We start from the raw sequence: 19,995 nt of genomic DNA on the forward strand, positions 1-19,995 counted from the left end.
TACGAGCGTGGCGCTCGGAAAACAGCGGTCCGAAGGGCCCTCCGTGGGGAGGGCCGCCCGGTGTTACAGCAAGATGGTACGGATGTCGCCCAGCAGGTCGCTCAGACGCTTGGTGAAGCGTGCAGCGGCGGCGCCGTTGATCACACGGTGATCGTAGGACAGCGACAGTGGCAGCATCAGCTTCGGCTGGAAGGCTTTACCGTCCCAGACGGGCTGGATGGTGGCTTTGGAGACTCCCAGGATCGCCACTTCCGGCGCGTTGACGATCGGCGTGAAGCCGGTACCGCCAATGTGGCCGAGGCTGGAAATGGTGAAGCAGGCACCCTGCATGTCGTCGGCGGTGAGCTTTTTGCTCCGGGCTTTTTCGGCCAGGGCAGCGGCTTCGCCAGCCAGTTGCAGCAGGCTCTTCTGGTCGACGTTGCGGATGACCGGTACCAGCAGGCCTTCCGGGGTGTCGACGGCAAACCCGATGTGCACGTATTTCTTGCGAATGACAGCCTTGCCGCTTGGGGCCAGCGAGCTGTTGAAGTCCGGCAATTCCTTGAGCAGGTGCGCACAGGCCTTGAGCAGCAGGGGCAGCACGGTCAGCTTGACGCCAGCCTTCTCGGCCACGGCTTTCTGCGCGACGCGGAAAGCTTCCAGTTCGGTGATGTCGGCCTGGTCGAACTGAGTCACGTGCGGAATGTTCAGCCAGCTGCGATGCAGACTCGACGCGCCGATTTGCATCAGGCGAGTCATTGCCACTTCTTCGGTTTCGCCGAAGCGGCTGAAATCCACCGCCGGGATCGGCGGGATGCCCGCACCACCGCTAGCGCCTTCGGCCGGAGCGTTCTTGGCCTTCTGCATCATGGCCTTGACGTAAGTCTGCACGTCTTCTTTCAGCACGCGGCCATGTGGGCCGCTTGGGCTGACGGCGGACAGCTCGACACCAAATTCACGGGCCAGCTGACGCACCGCAGGGCCGGCATGCACCTTGGCACCGCTGGGTGCAGGTGTGGCGGCAGGAGCAGGAGCTGTCTCGGCCTTGGCGGCAGGCGCGGCAGCCGGCGCTGGAGCAGGAGCTGGAGCGGCTTCGGCCTTGGCGGCAGGCGCAGCAGCCTGGGCTGGGGCAGCAGGTGCCGCAGCACCGGCCACTTTCAGCTTCAGGATCAGGTCGCCGGTGCCCACTTCGTCTTCCAGCTTGATCTCGACGCTTTCCACCACGCCGGCGGCCGGCGACGGGATTTCCATGCTGGCTTTGTCGGATTCCAGGGTGATCAGCGACTGGTCGGCTTCGACGGTGTCGCCGACCTTGACCAGCACTTCGATGATCTTGGCCTTGCCCGAGGAGCCAATGTCCGGAACATGAATGTCCTGGACCGTGGCAGCGGCAGGCGCGGCGGCAGGGGCGGGAGCCGCCTCGGCAACCGGTGCGGCGGCAGGCTTTTCAGCCGCCGCCGGGGCAGCAGGAGCCGCCGCCTCAGGCGCCGCAGCGGCGCCCTCGACTTCCAGCTCCAGCAGTTCGTCGCCTTCTTTCAGGCGATCGCCCAGCTTCACTTTCAGGCTTTTGACGATACCGGCCTTCGGCGCAGGCACTTCCATGCTGGCCTTGTCCGATTCAAGCGTCAGGATGCTCTGCTCGGCTTCGATACGGTCGCCGACCTTCACAAACAGTTCAATTACTTCACCTTCACCGCTGCCGATGTCAGGTACGCGAATGAGTTCGCTCACGGAAATTCTCCTCAGCAGTCCAGTGGGTTGCGTTTTTCCGGATCGATGCCGAACTTGACGATGGCCTCGGCCACCACCTTGGGTTCGATATCGCCACGGTCAGCCAGGGCTTCCAGGGCTGCCAACACAACGAACTTACGGTCGACTTCGAAGAAGTGACGCAGCTTCTTGCGGCTGTCGCTACGGCCGAAACCGTCGGTGCCCAGCACCTTGAATTCCTTGGAAGGAACCCACTGACGGATCTGCTCGGCGAACAGTTTCATGTAGTCGGTAGAGGCGATGACCGGACCTTTGCGGCCGTTCAGGCATTCTTCGACGTAGCTCAGTTTCGGCTTCTGGCCCGGGTGCAGACGGTTGCTGCGCTCCACGGCCAGGCCATCGCGACGCAGTTCGTTGAAGCTGGTAACGCTCCACACGTCAGCGCCGACGTTGAACTCTTCACGCAGGATCTTCGCTGCTTCACGCACTTCGCGCAGGATGGTGCCGGAGCCCATCAGCTGGACGTGGTGCGCCGCTTCGCGGGTGTCTTCTTCGAGCAGGTACATGCCCTTGATGATGCCTTCCTCCACGCCGGCCGGCATGGCTGGCTGCTGGTAGGATTCGTTCATCACGGTGATGTAGTAGAAGACGTCCTGTTGCTCTTCGGTCATCTTCTTCATGCCGTCCTGGATGATCACCGCCAGCTCGTAGCCGTAGGTTGGATCAAAGGTGCGGCAGTTCGGGATGGTGGCAGCCAGGATGTGGCTGTGACCGTCTTCGTGTTGCAGGCCTTCGCCGTTGAGCGTGGTCCGGCCGGCGGTACCGCCGATCAGGAAGCCACGGGTCCGGCTGTCGCCAGCGGCCCAGGCCAGGTCGCCGATACGCTGGAAACCGAACATCGAATAGAAGATGTAGAACGGCAGCATCGGCTGGTTATGGCTGGAGTACGAAGTACCGGCAGCGATGAAGGAGCTCATGGCGCCTGCTTCGTTGATACCTTCTTCGAGGATCTGGCCCTTCTTGTCTTCCTTGTAGAACATCACCTGGTCTTTATCGACTGGCTCGTAGAGCTGGCCGACGGAGGAGTAGATGCCCAACTGACGGAACATGCCTTCCATACCGAAGGTACGGGCTTCGTCCGGGATGATTGGAACGATGCGCGGGCCGATTTCCTTGTCCTTGACCAATTGCGCGAGGATCCGCACGAAGGCCATGGTGGTGGAGATTTCACGGTCGCCCGAGCCGTCAAGGATCGCCTTGAGGGTATCGAGCGATGGGGTCGGCACGCTGAAGCTCTGGGCGCGGCGCTGGGGCACGAAACCACCCAGTGCGGTGCGACGCTCGCTCAGGTAGCGGGCTTCGGCGCTGTTGGGCTCCGGCTTGAAGAACGGCAGGTTTTCCAGTTCCTCGTCCTTGACCGGGATGTCGAAGCGGTCGCGGAACAACTTCAGGCTGTCGACGTCGACTTTCTTGGTGTTGTGCGCAGTGTTTTTCGCTTCGCCGGCACCGGTGCCATAACCCTTGATGGTCTTGGCCAGGATGACGGTCGGTTGTTCCTTGTGGTTGACTGCTTCGTGGTACGCCGCGTAGACCTTGTACGGGTCGTGGCCGCCACGGTTGAGCTTCCAGATCTCGTCGTCGGACAGATCGGCAACCATTGCCTTGAGTTCAGGCGTGTTGAAGAAGTGCTCACGGACGAACGCGCCGTCCTTGGCCTTGTAGTTCTGGTATTCGCCGTCGATGACTTCGTCCATGCGGCGCTGCAGGATGCCGTCGACGTCCTTGGCCAGCAGTGGGTCCCAGAAACGGCCCCAGATGACTTTGGTCACATTCCACTGGGCGCCACGGAACACGCCTTCGAGTTCCTGGATGATCTTGCCGTTGCCGCGAACGGGGCCGTCGAGGCGCTGCAGGTTGCAGTTGATGACGAAGATCAGGTTGTCCAGCTTCTCGCGGCCAGCCAGGGAGATCGCGCCCAGGGATTCCGGCTCGTCGCACTCGCCGTCGCCCAGGAAGCACCAGACTTTCTGCTTGCCTTCGGGAATGAAGCCACGGGCTTCCAGGTACTTCATGAAACGCGCCTGGTAGATGGCCTGGATCGGGCCCAGACCCATGGATACCGTCGGGAACTGCCAGAAATCAGGCATCAGCCAAGGGTGCGGGTAGGACGATAGGCCCTGACCATCCACTTCCTGGCGGAAGTTGTTCATCTGCTCTTCGCTGATGCGGCCTTCCATGAATGCACGGGCGTAAACGCCTGGCGAGGTGTGGCCCTGGAAGTAGATCAGGTCGCCGCCGTGTTCGTCGGTCGGGGCCTGGAAGAAATAGTTGAAGCCGATGTCGTACAAGGTTGCGCTGGAGGCGAAGCTGGAGATGTGACCGCCCAGGTCAGAATCTTTCAGGTTCGTACGCATCACCATGGCCATCGCGTTCCAGCGTACCAGCGAGCGAATGCGGCGTTCCATGAACAGGTCGCCGGGCATGCGTGCTTCGTGGGTAACGGGGATTGTGTTGCGGTATGGCGTGGTGATGGCGTAAGGCAATTGCGAACCGCTGCGGGTTGCGAGTTCGCCCATACGGGTCATCAGATAGTGAGCACGGTCTTCGCCTTCTTTGTCGAGAACCGATTCCAGGGCGTCCAGCCATTCCTGGGTTTCGACGGGATCGAGGTCTTGCATGGCTTGCTCCAGGGCGGAAAGGCTACCAGAATCGGTTGCCTGAGTTTGCGACTGGCCTTGTGGGCAGACGGTATAAATTCTTGGATTGCCGAAGGTTGTTTCGGCGGCGTGTAGTTTTACTACAAATCGTCGGCCGTTTCAGCCTTTCGAATGTATAGACGAGTAGTAAAACTACACATGAGCGGCTTATAGCCCCTCGTTTCGTTGTGAGAATAATCGTTACTGTTGGTCGTTAGCCAACTCGTACAGGTAAAAACTTGATGTCGGCTGCCAATAAAATCAGATTTTCAGCTATTTATCATCTTTGTTCGACAGTCGATCAGGTAGTGGCAGTTGAAAAAACACTACATCCAGCCTTTCCCCGCGCCGATCAAGGATAGACCATGAGCCTGCCCCCGCTTACCGAAGTTCCGGCAATTCTCCAGTCATTGGTCAGTCGTGCCGAGCAGTCGTTCCGTGCGGCGGTCGCTTCCCTGGACGACGACCACGGGCTGTCCACCTGGGCGCCCGAACGCTGGAGCGAGTTCAACCGTGTCGCCGCCGCCAGTGATTTTTTTATCGAGCAGAGTGTTCGTGACCCCTCTATGTTGCTGGAACTGGTGCGCAGCGGCGAACTGGACCGCCACCTGGCTCCCGGCGAAATGTGCGCTCAGATTGGCGCAGCCGTCCAGGCCGCCGAGACTGAAGACGAACTGGGTCGCATCCTGCGTCGCCAGCGCAGCCGCCAACAGGTGCGGATCATCTGGCGCGACCTGACCCGCCAGGCCGACCTGGTCCAGACCTGTCGCGATCTCTCCGACATGGCCGATACCTGCATCGACCAGGCCTATCAATGGCTGTACCAGCGCCATAGTCAGCAATTCGGTACGCCTACCGGGCGGCGCAGCGGTGAACCGCAGCACATGGTTATCCTGGGCATGGGCAAGCTTGGTGCGGTGGAGCTGAACCTGTCGTCGGACATCGATCTGATTTTCGCCTACCCCGAGGGCGGCGAGACCGTTGGCGCCAAGCGGGCCCTGGATAACCAGGAGTTTTTCATTCGTGTGGGGCAGCGCCTGATCAAGGCCCTGGACCCGATGACCGTCGACGGCTTCGTATTCCGCGTCGACATGCGTCTGCGCCCTTATGGTTCGGCCGGAGCGCTGGTGCTGAGTTTCAACGCGCTGGAGCAGTATTACCAGGATCAGGGCCGTGACTGGGAACGCTACGCGATGATCAAGGCGCGGGTGGTGGCGGGAGACCAGGTGGCCGGCGCGCAACTGCTCGACATGCTGCGTCCGTTCGTTTATCGCCGTTACCTGGATTTTTCCGCCATCGAAGCGCTGCGCACCATGAAGCAGTTGATCCAGCAGGAAGTGCGGCGCAAGGGCATGGCCGACAACATCAAGCTGGGTTCGGGCGGCATCCGTGAGGTGGAGTTCATTGCCCAGGCGTTCCAGTTGATCCATGGCGGTCGTGACTTGAGTTTGCAGCAGCGCCCGCTGTTGAAAGTGCTGGCGACCCTGGAAGGCCAGGGCTATCTGCCGGCCAAGGTGGTCGATGAGCTGCGCCAGGGTTATGAATTCTTGCGTTACACCGAGCACGCGATCCAGGCCATCGCCGACCGCCAGACCCAGATGCTGCCGGACACCCCGCAGGATCAGGCGCGCATTGCGTTCATGCTGGGTTTTGCCGACTGGGCGGCCTTCCATGAGCAATTGATGTACTGGCGCGGTCGCGTAGCCTGGCACTTCGGCCAGGTCATCGCCGACCCGGATGAAGAGCAGGATGGCGAAAGCGAAGTGACGGTGGGCGGCGAATGGTTGCCGCTGTGGGAAGACAGCCAGGATGAAGGGGCGGCGTGTCGTCAACTGGAGGAGGGCGGCTTCGCCGACGCACCCAAGGCGCTCAAAGCCCTGGCCGCCCTGCGCGGCAGTGCGCAATTGCGCGCCATGCAGCGTCTGGGGCGCGAGCGTCTGGATGCATTCATTCCGCGCCTGTTGGCCCAGGCGGTGGAGCATGCCAATCCGGACCTGGTGCTTGAGCGCGTATTGCCGCTGGTGGAAGCCGTGGCGCGCCGATCGGCCTATCTGGTGCTGCTGACGGAAAATCCCGGCGCCCTGCGACGCCTGCTGACGCTGTGCGCGGCGAGCCCGTGGATTGCCGAGCAGATCACCCGCTTTCCCCTGTTGCTCGATGAATTGCTCAACGAGGGGCGACTTTTCAAGCCGCCCCTGGCGCCGGAACTGGCGGCGGAGTTGCGTGAACGCCTGACACGCATCCCCGAGGATGATCTCGAGCAGCAGATGGAGGCGTTGCGGCATTTCAAGCTTGCGCACCGTTTGCGGGTGGCCGCCTCGGAAATCGCCGGCAGCCTGCCGTTGATGAAAGTCAGCGATTACCTGACCTGGCTGGCCGAAGCAATTCTTGAACAAGTGCTGGCCCTGGCCTGGCGCCAGACCGTGGCCAAGTATGGCGTGCCGCTGCGCACTGACGGCAGCCTGTGCGATCCGGGCTTCATCATTGTCGGTTATGGGAAAGTCGGCGGTCTGGAATTGGGGCATGGTTCCGACCTGGATCTGGTGTTCATCCACGATGGCGATCCGCAGGCGGAAACCGATGGCCCGAAACCCATCGACGGCGCGCAGTTTTTCACCCGGCTCGGCCAGCGAATCATCCATTTGCTGACGGCCCAGACCAACTCTGGACAGCTCTACGAAGTGGACATGCGCTTGCGGCCGTCCGGAGCGTCGGGGTTGCTGGTCAGCTCCCTCGGGGCTTTTGCACGCTATCAGGAGAACGAGGCCTGGACTTGGGAGCATCAGGCTTTGGTGCGGGCTCGGGTGCTGGTGGGCAGCCAGGACGTGGGTCAGGCGTTCGAGAAAGTTCGTGCCCAGGTGCTGGGGCGCAAGCGTGATTTGTCGACGCTGCGCCAGGAAGTCAGCGAGATGCGCGCCAAGATGCGCGATAACCTCGGCAGCAAGGTCACCGCTGCCGGAACCGCAGCGAATGCCTTCGAAGCCACCGCGCCGTTCGACCTCAAGCAGGATGCCGGAGGTATCGTCGACATTGAATTTATGGTGCAATACGCGGCCCTGGCGTGGTCCGAGGAGCACCCGTCGCTGCTGCGCTACACCGATAACATCCGCATTCTGGAAGGGTTGCAGGACGTCGGGCTGATGCCGGTCGAAGACGCTACCCTGCTGCGCGAGGCCTACAAAGCCTACCGCTCAGCCGCCCACCGCCAGGCTCTACAGAAAGACGCCGGGGTGATTACAGGCGACCAGTTTGTGGATGAGCGCAGGCAGGTGCTGCGAATCTGGCGAGAACTGGGGCTGAGCTGAAGATTAAGTAATGTGGGAGCGGGCTTGCTCGCGAAGGCGGAGTATCAGGTGACATTGATGTTGGATGTGCCGGCCCCATCGCGAGCAGGCTCGCTCTCACAATGGATTTGTGGTGCTGCACCATACTTGAAGTAGATGAATTTCCCTGTGGGAGCGAGCCTGCTCGCGATAGCGGAGTGTCAGGCGACATTGATATTGGATGTGAGAGCCTCATCGCGAGCAGGCTCGCTCCCGCAGTTGTAGAGTGACGGCAGCAGGCAACGTCCTAAGCCACAGTGATTGTCGAGGCGGGGAGGCGTAGGCCTCCCCGCATCGTTTTTGGAAGCCACATGAATATTCTGATCGTAGGGCCCAGTTGGGTCGGTGACATGGTGATGGCGCAGACACTGTTCCAGTGCCTCAAGCAGCGCCACCCACAGTGCGAAATCGACGTGTTGGCCCCCGAGTGGAGTCGGCCGATTCTTGAGCGCATGCCCCAGGTGCGCAAGGCCTTGAGCTTCCCGCTCGGCCACGGTGTGCTGGAGCTGGCGACCCGTCGACGCATCGGCAAGTCCTTGGCCGGTCAGTACGACCAGGCGATCCTGTTGCCCAATTCGTTGAAATCGGCACTGGTGCCGTTCTTCGCCAGTATCCCCAAACGCACCGGTTGGCGTGGCGAGTTCCGCTACGGCTTGCTCAATGACGTGCGCACGCTGGACAAAGAACGCTACCCGCTGATGATCGAGCGCTTCATGGCCCTGGCCTACGAGCCAGGTGCCGAGTTGCCCAAGCCGTATCCGCGCCCAAGCCTTGCGATCGACCCGGTGACCCGCGAAGCGGCGCTGGCCAAGTTCGGTCTGAGCCTGGACCGCCCGGTGCTGGCTCTCTGCCCAGGCGCTGAGTTCGGTGAGTCCAAGCGCTGGCCGGCGGAGCATTACGCCCAGGTCGCCGAGACGAAGATTCGCGAAGGCTGGCAGGTCTGGTTGTTCGGTTCGAAAAACGATCATTCGGTGGGCGAGGACATCCGCTCGCGCCTGATCCCGGGCCTGCGGGAGGAGTCGGTGAACCTCAGCGGCGATACCTCCCTGGCCGAAGCCATCGACCTGTTGTCCTGCGCCGATTCGGTGGTGTCCAACGACTCGGGCCTGATGCACGTGGCCGCCGCCCTGAACCGGCCACTGGTGGCCGTGTACGGTTCCACTTCGCCGGGCTTTACGCCGCCGCTGGCCGAAAAAGTCGAAGTCGTACGCCTGGGCATCGAATGCAGCCCGTGCTTCGACCGCACCTGTCGCTTCGGTCATTACAACTGCCTGCGCCAGCTCATGCCGCCGTCGGTGAACGATGCCCTGGGGCGTTTGCAGGGCGCACCGGTGGAGGTTCAGTAACTTGCGGGTATTGCTGATCAAGACCTCTTCGCTGGGGGATGTGGTTCACACCCTGCCAGCGCTGACCGACGCGGCGCGGGCGATTCCCGGCATCAGGTTCGACTGGGTGGTGGAAGAAGGCTTTGCCGAAATTCCTACCTGGCATCCGGCGGTGGATACAGTCATTCCGGTGGCGATTCGTCGCTGGCGCAAGAACCTCTGGCAAACCATCAAAAGCGGCGAGTGGCGACGTTTCAAGCAAAGCGTGCGTGCCAAGAAGTACGATCTGGTGATCGACGCCCAAGGCCTGCTGAAAAGCGCCTGGCTGACCCGCTACGTCAAGGCCCCGGTGGCAGGCCTGGATAAAGAATCGGCCCGCGAACCCCTTGCAGCGCGCTTCTATTCCCGTCGCCTGGGCGTGGCTCGCGGTCAGCATGCGGTAGAGCGCGTGCGCCAGTTGTTTGCTGTGGCACTGGGTTATGACCTGCCCAAAACCATGGGCAGCTACGGCCTGAATGTCGATCGCCTGGTTGAATTGCCGCGCAGCTACCCCTACGTGGTGTTCCTGCACGGCACGACTTGGGAATCCAAGCACTGGCCTGAGCTCTACTGGCGTCAACTTGTTGAGCGCATGGGCCAGTTCGGCGTCGTGGTGAAGCTGCCATGGGGCAGCCCGCTGGAGAAAGCCCGGGCCGAGCGGATTGCCAATGGCCTGCGCAACGCCCTGGTATTGCCAAAGCTGAATCTGGGTGGGATGGGCAAGGTGTTGGCCGGCGCACAGGCCTGTGTGGCCGTGGACACCGGCCTTGGCCATCTGGCCGCGGCCCTGGATGTACCGACCATTTCACTGCTCGGCCCCACCAATCCGGTGCTGACCGGTGCCTATGGCAAGGGGCAGATTCACCTTGCCAGTGATTTCCCTTGCGCGCCCTGCATGCAGAAACAATGCACTTATCCGCCGACCGCCGAAGATGCCCGTCGGTTTGACCTGAAACGCGAGCAGCCTCTGTGCTTCACGCGTCTGAATCCCGAGCGTGTTGCCAGCCACTTGAGCACGTTATTGGCTGAGGAGCCGCGCTGATGCAATTGGCTTTTGTCCTTTATAAATACTTCCCTTTCGGCGGCCTGCAGCGTGACTTCATGCGCATCGCCCTGGAATGCCAGCGGCGTGGTCACCAGATCCGCGTCTACACGCTGATCTGGGAAGGTGACGTCCCGCCGGGCTTCGAAGTGCTGGTGGCGCCGGTCAAGGCGCTGTTCAACCACCGTCGCAATGAAAAACTCAGTGCGTGGATGGAAAATGACCTGGCCAAGCGTCCGGTCGACCGTTTGATCGGCTTCAACAAAATGCCCGGCCTGGACGTGTATTACGCCGCTGACGGCTGCTTTGAAGACAAGGCGCAGAACCTGCGCAATTCGCTGTACCGGCGTTGGGGGCGTTACCGCCACTTTTCCGAGTACGAGCGAGCGGTATTCGCCAAGGATGCCAAGACCGAAATACTGATGATTTCCGAAGTGCAACAGCCTTTGTTCATCAAGCACTACGCCACGCCGCTGGAGCGCTTTCACCTGCTGCCACCGGGCATCGCCCAGGATCGTCGCCGGCCCGCCGACGCCGATGAGGTTCGCGCCGCGTTTCGTGCCGAATTCGATCTGGCCGATGATGACCTGCTGCTGGTGCAGATCGGTTCCGGGTTCAAGACCAAGGGCGTGGATCGCAGCCTCAAGGCCCTGGCCGCGCTACCTTCGCAGCTTAAAAAACGCACCCGCCTGTTTGTAATCGGCCAGGACGACCCCAAAGTATTCCAATTGCAGAGCGCCGCGTTGGGGCTTGGTGACAACGTACGCTTCCTCAAGGGCCGCAGCGACATTCCGCGTTTCCTGCTGGGCGCCGACCTGTTGATCCACCCGGCGTACAACGAGAACACCGGCACCGTACTGCTTGAAGCGCTGGTGGCCGGCTTGCCGGTGCTGGTCAGTGCGGTGTGTGGATACGCCCATTACATCGCCGAGGCCGACAGTGGCCTGGTCTTGGACGAGCCGTTCGAACAGGCGCAGCTCACCGAGTACCTGGGGCGGATGTTGGGTGACGCCGACGCACGCGCGGCCTGGAGCCGCAACGGTCTGGCCTTCGCCGAGACGGCCGACCTCTACAGCATGCCGCAGCACGCGGCCGATGTGATATTGGCGGAGCACGCACAATGAAATTGATGCTGGCCGAACCGTTCAAGAGCCTTTGGGCCGGACGCGATGCGTTCGCCGAAGTCGAGGCGCTCAAGGGCGAGGTCTATCGCGAACTGGAAGCCCGGCGCACCTTGCGCACGGAGGTGGATGGTCGTGGCTTTTTCGTGAAAATCCACCGTGGCATCGGTTGGCGCGAGATCTTCAAGAACCTGCTGACCGCCAAGTTGCCGGTACTGGGTGCGGGACAGGAATGGAAAGCCATCCAGCGCTTGCAGCAGGTCGGTGTGCCAACCATGACCGCCGTCGCCTATGGCGAGAAAGGCAGCAACCCGGCCGACCAGCATTCGTTCATCGTCACCGAAGAACTGGCGCCGACCGTCAGTCTCGAAGATCTCAGCATGGACTGGGTCAAGCAGCCGCCACAGCCGAAGCTCAAGCGAGCCCTGATCGCCGAAGTGGCGCGCATGACCGGCATGATGCATCGGGCCGGGGTCAACCATCGCGACTGCTACATCTGCCACTTTCTGCTGCACACCGATAAGCCCGTGACCGCCACGGATTTCAAACTTTCTGTGATCGACCTGCACCGTGCGCAGATCCGTCCGGCCATCCCCCTTCGTTGGCGCAACAAGGACCTGGCGGCGCTGTATTTCTCTGCACTGGACATCGGTCTGACCCGGCGTGACAAGTTGCGCTTCCTCAAGGGCTATTTCCAGCAGCCGCTACGGCGGATCCTGGCCGAAGAAGCTTCGCTGCTGACCTGGCTCGAAGGCAAAGCCAACCGGCTTTATGCGCGCAAGCTGCGGTACGGGGGCGCGCTCTGATGTCGGGTTGGGTACTGGAGCCTTCCTACGCTGAGCTGGCAGAGGATTTCGGCAGTCTTGATGCAGTGTTCGCCCTAGAGGGCGAGCGTCTGACGCGGGACCCGCTGTCCGAGGTGATTCGGGTACAGCGCAGCGGCGTGAATTACTATGTCAAGCGCTACACCGGGGCCGGCAAGGGGCTGCGGCGATACTTGGGTAAGCCGCGGGTCAAGTCCGAATGGCAGAACCTCAAGCGCTTCGCCAAGTGGGGTATCCCCACTGCCGAAGTCGTGGCCTGGGGGCTGGAGCGACGTGGCGCAGCCTATGACCGTGGCGCGATGATCACGCGCGAGCTGCCGGGCACCGAAGACCTCTCGGCATTGGCAAGGCGTCACGATCCAAGGCTGGCCAATCGTGCCTGGGTCGACGGGGTGAGTCGGCAACTGGCCGGCTATACCCGGACCATGCACGAAAATCGTTTTACCCATAACGATCTGAAATGGCGCAACTTGCTGATCGACGAGCAGTCACGGCTGTTCTTTATCGATTGCCCCAACGGCGATTTCTGGCGCGGCTTCTGGCTCAACTATCGCATCACCAAGGACCTGGCGTGCCTGGACAAGGTCGCCAAGTATCATTTGTCGGCCACTCAGCGCCTGCGTTTTTACCTGCAGTATCGCCAGCGTAACCGGCTCGATGCGTGTGACAAGAAGCGCATCCGTCACGTAGTGAGATTTTTCGAGGGGCGTGAATGACTGATTTTCTGGCGACTGAAGACCAGTCATTGTTGCAACGCCACGGCCTGGATAGCTTCGAAGCCCTTTGGGACCTGCAATTGGATGCGGTGGATGAACCCAACACCGCGGGCGGCGGTTGGAGCAGTGTCTTCCGGCTGGAACTGGAAGGGCGGGGTTATTACCTCAAGCGCCAGAGTAATTACCTCACCAGGACGTGGTCCCACCCCTTCGGCGAGCCCAGCTTTTCCCGGGAGTTTCGCAACATCAGCCGCTACCGCCAACTGGGGATTCCGGCCCTGCAAGCGGTGTTCTATGGTCAGCGCAATGTGGGCGGGGAGGTGCGGGCGATTCTGCTGACGCGTGCCCTGGACGGTTGGGATGACCTGGATTCATTGCTGCAACGCTGGTCCAGCCTGGCGGCGACGCAACGCGCCACCGTCCTGCAGGCTTGCGGGCAGTTGGCGCGACGCCTGCACGGCATGCGCCAGGTCCATGGTTGCTTCTACCCCAAGCACATTTTTCTGCAAGCCACCGCCAGTGGCTATCAGGCGCAGTTGATCGACCTCGAAAAGACCCGGCCGCTATTGTTCGGTCAGCGGGATCGAATCAAGGACCTGGAGCCCTTGCTGCGTCGCGCGCGAGCCTGGAGTGACGACGATGTGCGCCAGATGCTCTGCACCTACCTGGATCAACCGCTCAAGAGTGCACTGGTTGACCGCTGGATGACTCGTCTGACCGCCCGGCGCAGCCATAAGGAGGCTCGTTGATGCATTTATCCGAATTGAAGAACGCCGGCCGCAGTCCCAGCCTGCCTTTGAGCCTGGAGCTGGCGGACGCCGCCGGCCCGGCGCAATTGCAGCTGCTTTCCCTGTTGCGTGTGTTGCCGGGACAGCGCTACGTCGGTGCTGGCGTCTGGCGCGGTCGTCCGGTGTTGGCCAAGTTGCTGGTCGGCAGTAAAGCGGGCAGGCACTTTCACCGCGAACTGCAAGGCGTGCGCCTGCTGGCCGAGCAGGGGCTGACTACGCCGCTGTTGCTGGCCGATGGCCTGAAAGAAGGCGAGGGTGGCTGGCTGCTGTTCGAATTGCTCGAGGGGGCCGAAAGCCTCGGGGACGCCTGGAAACAGGTCGAGGGCCTGCCACTGCTCGCCGACGAACAAACGGCGGTACTGGCCGAGGCGTTGGGAGCGATTGCACAACTGCACAGCAAAGGCCTGTGGCAGGAAGATCTGCACCTGGACAATCTGTTGCGTCACGGCGGCAAACTCTATTTGATCGACGGCGCCGGCATCCGCGCCGAAACCCCGGGCCAGCCATTGTCGCGCAACAAAGTGCTCGAAAACCTGGGGGTATTTTTCGCCCAGTTGCCCAAATCCCTCGAGCCTTTCAACGAAGAGTTGTTGGTGCATTACCTGCTGGGCAACGCCGAGCACGCATTGCCCATGGAGGCGCTGCAAAAACAGATCGACAAGGTGTACGCCTGGCGCCTGAATGACTTTCTGGAAAAAGTCGGGCGTGAGTGCAGTCTGTTCAGCGTGCAGCGTGGTCCGTTCGGTTTGCGAGCGATTCGTCGTGATGAAGAGGCGGTCATGGCGCCGGTACTGGAGCAGGCCGATGCCTTGCTTGACCAAGGCCACTTATACAAGACCGGTGGGTCGGCGAGCGTTGGTAAAGTCGATGTGGACGGGCGCTCTGTGTTGATCAAGCGCTACAACATCAAAAACTTCGCCCACTGGCTCAAGCGCTTCTGGCGTCCGAGCCGCGCCTGGCATGCCTGGCGCGAAGGTCATCGCCTGACGTTCCTCGGTATCGCCACGCCCAAGCCGCTGGCGCTGCTGGAAAAGCGTTTTCTGTGGCTGCGTCGCGGCGCCTACCTGGTGACCGAGCACCTGTCGGGGCCTGACATCATCGAACGCCTGGCCCCTTACGTCGAAAACGGCGCCGCTCCCGAGCCTGAGTTGCTGGCGCTGGACCGGTTGTTCGCCGGCCTGATCCGCGAGCGTATCAGTCACGGCGATTTCAAGGGCCACAACCTGCTCTGGCAGGACGATCGCTGGGCGCTGATCGACCTGGACTCCATGTGCCAGCACCGCAGCCTCTCCAGCTTCACCCCCGCCTATGCCAGGGATCGTGCGCGGTTCATGCGCAACTGGCCGCAAGACAGTGCGTTGTATCAGGTGATTGATCAGCGGTTGCCCAAAAGTTTTTGAAGGGTGCCCCGATAGCTGCTTTGGCACGTCTTCTGTGTAGGAACTGCTGAAGGCTGCGATCTTTGTTTTACCCCTTGAGGTTCAAGGGAAAGATCAAAATCAAAAGATCGCAGCTTCGGCAGCTCCTACGAGGCTTGCCAACGCTTTTAAGCTATAATCCCGCCCTTTAGCTGCCCCGCGCCCCGGCGTGCGGCACATCTTTTTTCGAGGCGTTTGTCGCCTCGCATGCAGACATTAAGAGGCTAGACCCCTGTGGCATTGACGATTCTTGGCCTGTCCGGCGCCCTTAGCCATGATCCCTCCGCAGCGCTGTATATCGACGGCAAGCTGATCGCGGCGGCCGAGGAAGAGCGCTTCGTACGCGATAAACATGCAAAGAACCGCATGCCCTACGAGTCGGCGAAGTTCTGTCTGGAACAGGCCGGCATCAAGCCGTCCGACGTCGACGTGGTGGCAATCCCGTTCGCCCCGATCAGCCTGTTCGGCGAAGCGCGCTGGCATTACGCCAAGCGTTACTGGTACGCCCCGGATCGCGCCCTCGATGCGATCCTGATGGGCAACCGTCGCTACAAGCGCTATCGCCGCAAGATTGTCTGGTGCCTGGAGCAGCTGGGTTTTGATCCGAAAAAGATCAAGATCGAGCCGGTCGAGCACCATCTGGCCCACGCCTCCAGTGCGTACCACTGCTCGGGCTTCCAGGAGAAAACCGCGATCCTGGGCATCGACGGCAAGGGTGAATACGCCACGACCTTCTTCGGCTACGGCGAAAACGGCAAGATCCACAAGATCAAGGAATTCTTCGACCCGGACTCCCTCGGCGGCCTGTATGGCGCGATCACCGAGTTCCTGGGTTTCGAGATGCTCGACGGTGAGTTCAAGGTCATGGGCATGGCGCCTTACGGCGATGCCAGCAAGTACGACTTCTCGCGCCTGGCCTCGTTTGAAAACGGCGAACTGGTGATCAATACCGACTACGCCAACGTGATCGGCCTGCGTCGATATAAAGAGAAGGGCAAAGGCTTCTACTTCTCGCCGAAGCTGATCGAATGGCTCGGCCCGAAACGTGAAGGCGACATCGCCGACGAGCCGTACATCCACTACGCGGCCAGCATGCAGGCGCTGTTCGAGAAGCTTGCGCTGCAGATGATTGACCACTATCTGGGCGACGTGCTCAAGGAAACCGGCAAGCTGGCGTTCGCCGGTGGCTGTGCGTTGAACGTCAAGCTGAACCAGAAAATCATCGCCCGTGACGACGTCAAGGAACTGTTCGTGCAACCGGCTTCCGGCGATGCCGGCACCGCCGTGGGGGCGGCAGCTTATGTGTCCCACGCCCGTGGCGTGCCGGTGGAGAAGATGGAACACGTCTACCTCGGCCCGGCCTACAGCAACGAAGACGTCATCGCCGCCTGCGCCCGCCATCCGAGCAAGCCTGCGTGGCGCAAGATCGACAACACCCCTGAGCGCATCGCCAAGATCATGGTCGACGGCAACCCGGTGGCCTGGTTCCAAGGGCGCATGGAGTTTGGCCCGCGTGCCTTGGGCGGTCGCTCGATCATCGGTTGCCCGAGCGCCAGCGGCGTGGCCGATCGCATCAACGAACAGATCAAGTTCCGCGAGCGCTGGAGGCCTTTCTGCCCGTCGATGCTCGACACGGTCGCACCGCAGATGATCAAGGTCGATCACCCCGCGCCGTTCATGACGTTCACCTTCGAAGTGGCTGAAGAGTGGAAAACCCGCGTGCCGGAAGTCGTCCACGAAGACGGCACATCCCGGGCCCAGGTACTCAAGCGTGAATACAACCCACGCTATTACGACATGATGAAGGCCCTGGAAGTACTGACCGGCAACGGCGTGTCCCTGAATACCTCACTCAACCGCCGTGGCGAACCGATGATCTGCTCGCCTACGGACGCTCTGAATATGTTCTTTGGCTCTGACCTGCAATACCTGATCATGGAGGATATTCTGGTGGTCAAAGACGGCGTGGATGCATATGACACGTTCGGCTGAGCGGCATGTATTGCAGTTCTGTCACGGTTACGATGGGCCGTTCCTCGACTGCGCCCGTCAGTATGCCAGTCTGTTCGCAGGCACTGGCTATCGCGTGACGACAGTGTTTCTTACCGGGGCGGCCGATACGGAAGTGGCCGCCCGTTGCGCCTCTGACGAGGTGCTGTTCATGGAGTACAGCTCCAGTGCCATCAGAGGCTTGAAGCTGGGCGCGATCAGCGATTTGAGAAAGATTGCCGCCTCGCGCAATTTCAGTTTTTGCATCGCCCATCGCTTTAAGCCGATCTACATCACCTTGCTCGCTACCGGTCTGCCGGTGATCGGAGTGCACCACGCGTTGGGGGACTATCAGCGGTTGACCAGACGGGTGTTCGTCCAGTTTTTCCGCAAACGCCTGAGCCTGCTTGGTGTCTCCGATGCAGTGCGTGACGACATTCGTCGTCTCTTGCCGAAATGGCCGGCTAGCCGGATCCAGACCCTCTACAACCGTATCGACCTGGAAGCCGTACAGGCTGGCCTGGTGTCCCGGGACGAAGCGCGGCATAGCCTGGGGTTGGATGCCCAGGCCTGGATTGTCGGCAATGTTGGCCGTCTGCACCCGGACAAGGACCAGGCCACGCTGTTGCGAGGTTTTGCCCTGGCGCTGGAGTATTTGCCCGCCAATAGCCAGTTGGTGATTCTCGGCAAGGGCCGTCTGGAACAAGACCTTAAGGAACTGGCGCTGGAACTGGGCATTGCCGACCGTGTGCTGTTCCTCGGTCAGGTGCCTGAAGCGCGTCGCTATTTTCGCGCCTTTGATGTATTCGCTCTGAGTTCTGACCATGAGCCGTTCGGCATGGTGCTGCTCGAAGCCATGGCCGCCGGTGTGCCGCTACTGGCCACCGCCTGCGGTGGAGCAAAGGAAGTGGTGGAGGGTGTCGGCATTTTATTTCCGCTAGGCGATGCCGAGCATATGGCGCAGGGACTGCAACACTTGGCGGCCATGGACGAGTTGCAGCGTCGCAGGTGTGCAGAGCTGATGCTTGATCGCTTGCGTGAACGCTTTTCCGATCGGGCTGCTCGTGAGGCTTTCTGGCGTTTGCCTATGGTCGCCGAACTGGCGTCAAGGGCCTGATCCAATAAGATCCGCAGTTGGCGTCGGCGTAGCAGCCTCGCATGATGAGGCGGGGAAGTCCGCCCGGCGCGATACCGGGTTATTTATCAAGTCGTTCGGTGCCGCAAGGAAGACGATGAAAGTTTTATTTTTGGTCCAGAAAGAGCAGCGGGCCATCCTGGACCGCCTCTATGAAGGCGTGGCAGCCCATTGCGAGTGTGACCTGCGCTGGCTCGACAGCAATGAGCAGCGTAACTTGCGAGGGTATTTCCGGCGTCACGTGGACGTATCGCGTTACGATCGGATCGTATTTTTCCTGCGCTTCAAGCAGGAGATCCGCCAGGCGGCATTCATTCGCACGATCCCGAATCTGGTGATCCTGGAACACGACGCCTATCAGAACTACATTGCGTGCAAATACACGGGCAAGTTCAGTGCCCATTATCGTCGTCTGCCATGGGTGCGGGTCATCAGCTCCGGTTTCATGGTTGCTCAACGTCTTCGCACCGAAGGTTTCGATGCGGTGTTCGTACCCAAAGGCTACGATCAATCGTTATTGCAAAATCAGAATCGCGAGCGGGATATCGAACTGGCCTTTGTAGGAAGCACCAACAGCGCCGCCTACAGTGGGCGCAAGATACTGCTGGATGAGTTGGCACGCGTTGAGCCGCTGGTGGTAACCCGCACCAAGTCCGGGGAAGAGTATTGCGAGACCCTGAACCGCATTCGTTTTTTTGTCAGCGCCGATGTGGGTATGGGCGAGTTCATGATCAAGAATTTCGAAGCCATGGCCTGTGGTTGTGTGCTGCTGGCTTTCGATCAGGGGGTCGATGAAGCGCGTGCGCTGGGGTTGCAGGACATGCATAACGTGGTGTTGTATTGCGACGTTGCGCAGCTTCAGGAAAAGCTTTACCGACTGCGAGCTGACCCCGAACTGGCCCATCGTATTGCGCGCAACGGCCATGAGCTGGCGCTGGAACAGTTCAGTTTCGCACGCATCGGGCAAAAAATCGTTGAGGCACTGGAGCCGCCCTTGCGGCCTCGTGCACCGTTGAGTCTGCTGGAAAAATTGCGCCTGAAATTGGGCGTTTGACGGGAACCGTTCAGCCATCTGGCGTTCGGATGGCGTTTGACTAAATGGTATTTCAGGTGCAGTTTTCCGACGAAAGTGACATTACCCTGGTGGTGACCAGTTGCGGTCGGCTCGATCTGCTCAAGCGAACCCTTGAGAGCTTCGACCATTTCAACACCGCGCCGATTCGTGAAGTCTTCATTACCGAAGATGCCGGCGACGAGGGCGTAAATGCAGTTATCCCAGCGCATTGGAAGGATCGCTGTACCGTATTAGTCAATCGACCGAAGCTGGGGCAATTGGCGTCTATTGACCTGGCGTACGGGCATGTGAAGACCCCTTACATCTTTCACTGTGAAGACGACTGGGAGTTCTATCGCCCGGCCTTTGTAGAAGACTCGCGCAAGATTCTCGAATTACGTCCAGAGATCCTACAGGTATGGCTGCGCAACTATGTTTACGACCTGTGTGTACACAGCCCTTACATTCGCCTGGGCGAGCGTGAGATCGTCGGCGGCGTGCCGTGTTATCCGCTTATATCCGACAAGCCCGAGTGGCAGAGTTTTTCCCTCAATCCCGGCCTGCGACGCCTGAAGGAGTATCAGCTGTGTGCCCCGTTTGCGGGCTATGGCGGCGAGAAGGCACTGTCGCTTCGCTATGCGCAACTGAACTTGACGGCGGTCACGCTGGAAGGGGATGCTGTTTTGCATACCGGATTCGGCGTCCATGTCGAAGTCCCTGTCGAGCGTCAGCGCAAAGCGCGTCGCAGACGCAGAGAGCAAATCAAGCTCTTTCTGGTTCTTTTGCTCGGAGTCTGCGTTGGCTGGATTATCAATTATTAGATGTCTCGAAGCACG

14 protein-coding genes are annotated in these 19,995 nt (G+C 60.7%); 12 read left to right on the plus strand and 2 right to left on the minus strand.

Annotated features, from left to right (window positions below; translation table 11 throughout):
- Positions 1-63: 63 nt before the first annotated feature.
- Together aceF and aceE are read right to left on the minus strand one after the other, a co-directional pair.
- Positions 64-1,710 carry a dihydrolipoyllysine-residue acetyltransferase gene (gene aceF / locus CRX69_RS01655; protein WP_107321430.1) on the minus strand — a complete coding sequence of 549 codons (1,647 nt, stop codon included), beginning with the start codon at positions 1,708-1,710 and terminating at the stop codon, positions 64-66.
- An 11-nt stretch (positions 1,711-1,721) separates the two neighbouring features.
- The gene (aceE, locus tag CRX69_RS01660; protein ID WP_047225912.1) at positions 1,722-4,367 is read right to left on the minus strand and encodes a pyruvate dehydrogenase (acetyl-transferring), homodimeric type; all 2,646 of its coding nucleotides are present in this window, start codon (positions 4,365-4,367) and stop codon (positions 1,722-1,724) included.
- A 383-nt stretch (positions 4,368-4,750) separates the two neighbouring features.
- On the opposite strand from aceE, the gene glnE reads away from it, so the two are divergent.
- The 12 genes from glnE (at position 4,751) to CRX69_RS01720 (ending at position 19,980) form a co-directional block, all read left to right on the plus strand.
- Positions 4,751-7,690, plus strand: coding sequence for a bifunctional [glutamate--ammonia ligase]-adenylyl-L-tyrosine phosphorylase/[glutamate--ammonia-ligase] adenylyltransferase (gene glnE / locus CRX69_RS01665; protein ID WP_107321431.1), 2,940 nt, complete (start codon positions 4,751-4,753; stop codon positions 7,688-7,690).
- Between the two features lie 329 nt (positions 7,691-8,019).
- Positions 8,020-9,054: a lipopolysaccharide heptosyltransferase II gene (gene waaF / locus CRX69_RS01670; RefSeq protein WP_107321432.1), complete on the plus strand. Its 1,035-nt coding sequence runs from the start codon at positions 8,020-8,022 to the stop codon at positions 9,052-9,054.
- A gap of 1 nt (position 9,055) precedes the next feature.
- On the plus strand, positions 9,056-10,114 hold the full coding sequence (waaC, locus tag CRX69_RS01675; protein WP_047225909.1) for a lipopolysaccharide heptosyltransferase I: 1,059 nt from the start codon (positions 9,056-9,058) through the stop codon (positions 10,112-10,114).
- A complete protein-coding gene (locus CRX69_RS01680; protein WP_047225908.1) occupies positions 10,114-11,238 on the plus strand; it encodes a glycosyltransferase family 4 protein in 1,125 nt (374 codons plus the stop codon). Before waaC ends, CRX69_RS01680 begins: the two co-directional genes overlap by 1 nt.
- Complete coding sequence (gene rfaP / locus CRX69_RS01685) at positions 11,235-12,041, plus strand: lipopolysaccharide core heptose(I) kinase RfaP (protein WP_047225907.1); 807 nt, start codon at positions 11,235-11,237, stop codon at positions 12,039-12,041. Before CRX69_RS01680 ends, rfaP begins: the two co-directional genes overlap by 4 nt.
- A complete protein-coding gene (locus CRX69_RS01690) occupies positions 12,041-12,775 on the plus strand; it encodes a lipopolysaccharide kinase InaA family protein (protein WP_076382932.1) in 735 nt (244 codons plus the stop codon). The genes rfaP and CRX69_RS01690 overlap by 1 nt, the downstream gene beginning before the upstream one ends.
- Positions 12,772-13,524, plus strand: a complete 753-nt coding sequence (locus CRX69_RS01695) for a lipopolysaccharide kinase InaA family protein (RefSeq protein WP_076382930.1) — start codon at positions 12,772-12,774, stop codon at positions 13,522-13,524. The genes CRX69_RS01690 and CRX69_RS01695 overlap by 4 nt, the downstream gene beginning before the upstream one ends.
- Positions 13,524-14,963: a lipopolysaccharide kinase InaA family protein gene (locus CRX69_RS01700; RefSeq protein WP_107321433.1), complete on the plus strand. Its 1,440-nt coding sequence runs from the start codon at positions 13,524-13,526 to the stop codon at positions 14,961-14,963. Before CRX69_RS01695 ends, CRX69_RS01700 begins: the two co-directional genes overlap by 1 nt.
- Before the next feature lie 252 nt (positions 14,964-15,215).
- On the plus strand, positions 15,216-16,973 hold the full coding sequence (locus CRX69_RS01705) for a carbamoyltransferase family protein (protein WP_047225903.1): 1,758 nt from the start codon (positions 15,216-15,218) through the stop codon (positions 16,971-16,973).
- The gene (locus tag CRX69_RS01710; protein WP_047225902.1) at positions 16,957-18,087 is read left to right on the plus strand and encodes a glycosyltransferase; all 1,131 of its coding nucleotides are present in this window, start codon (positions 16,957-16,959) and stop codon (positions 18,085-18,087) included. The genes CRX69_RS01705 and CRX69_RS01710 overlap by 17 nt, the downstream gene beginning before the upstream one ends.
- Positions 18,088-18,202: 115 nt before the next feature.
- Positions 18,203-19,159, plus strand: coding sequence for a glycosyltransferase family protein (locus CRX69_RS01715; protein WP_047225901.1), 957 nt, complete (start codon positions 18,203-18,205; stop codon positions 19,157-19,159).
- A gap of 56 nt (positions 19,160-19,215) precedes the next feature.
- Positions 19,216-19,980 (plus strand): glycosyltransferase family protein, encoded by a 765-nt coding sequence (locus tag CRX69_RS01720; RefSeq protein WP_047226185.1) that lies wholly within the window; start codon positions 19,216-19,218, stop codon positions 19,978-19,980.
- Positions 19,981-19,995 lie beyond the last annotated feature (15 nt).

It is taken from the genome of Pseudomonas rhizophila (assembly GCF_003033885.1).
Lineage (GTDB): Bacteria > Pseudomonadota > Gammaproteobacteria > Pseudomonadales > Pseudomonadaceae > Aquipseudomonas > Aquipseudomonas rhizophila.

Bases quoted from the DNA above. Each gene is read 5' to 3' on its own strand.
- aceE (WP_047225912.1), bottom strand. From the start codon at position 4,367: ATGCAAGACCTCGATCCCGTCGAAACCCAGGAATGGCTGGACGCCCTG.
- glnE (WP_107321431.1), top strand. From the start codon at position 4,751: ATGAGCCTGCCCCCGCTTACCGAAGTTCCGGCAATTCTCCAGTCATTG.
- waaF (WP_107321432.1), top strand. From the start codon at position 8,020: ATGAATATTCTGATCGTAGGGCCCAGTTGGGTCGGTGACATGGTGATG.
- CRX69_RS01680 (WP_047225908.1), top strand. From the start codon at position 10,114: ATGCAATTGGCTTTTGTCCTTTATAAATACTTCCCTTTCGGCGGCCTG.
- rfaP (WP_047225907.1), top strand. From the start codon at position 11,235: ATGAAATTGATGCTGGCCGAACCGTTCAAGAGCCTTTGGGCCGGACGC.
- CRX69_RS01690 (WP_076382932.1), top strand. From the start codon at position 12,041: ATGTCGGGTTGGGTACTGGAGCCTTCCTACGCTGAGCTGGCAGAGGAT.
- CRX69_RS01695 (WP_076382930.1), top strand. From the start codon at position 12,772: ATGACTGATTTTCTGGCGACTGAAGACCAGTCATTGTTGCAACGCCAC.
- CRX69_RS01700 (WP_107321433.1), top strand. From the start codon at position 13,524: ATGCATTTATCCGAATTGAAGAACGCCGGCCGCAGTCCCAGCCTGCCT.
- CRX69_RS01710 (WP_047225902.1), top strand. From the start codon at position 16,957: ATGACACGTTCGGCTGAGCGGCATGTATTGCAGTTCTGTCACGGTTAC.
- CRX69_RS01715 (WP_047225901.1), top strand. From the start codon at position 18,203: ATGAAAGTTTTATTTTTGGTCCAGAAAGAGCAGCGGGCCATCCTGGAC.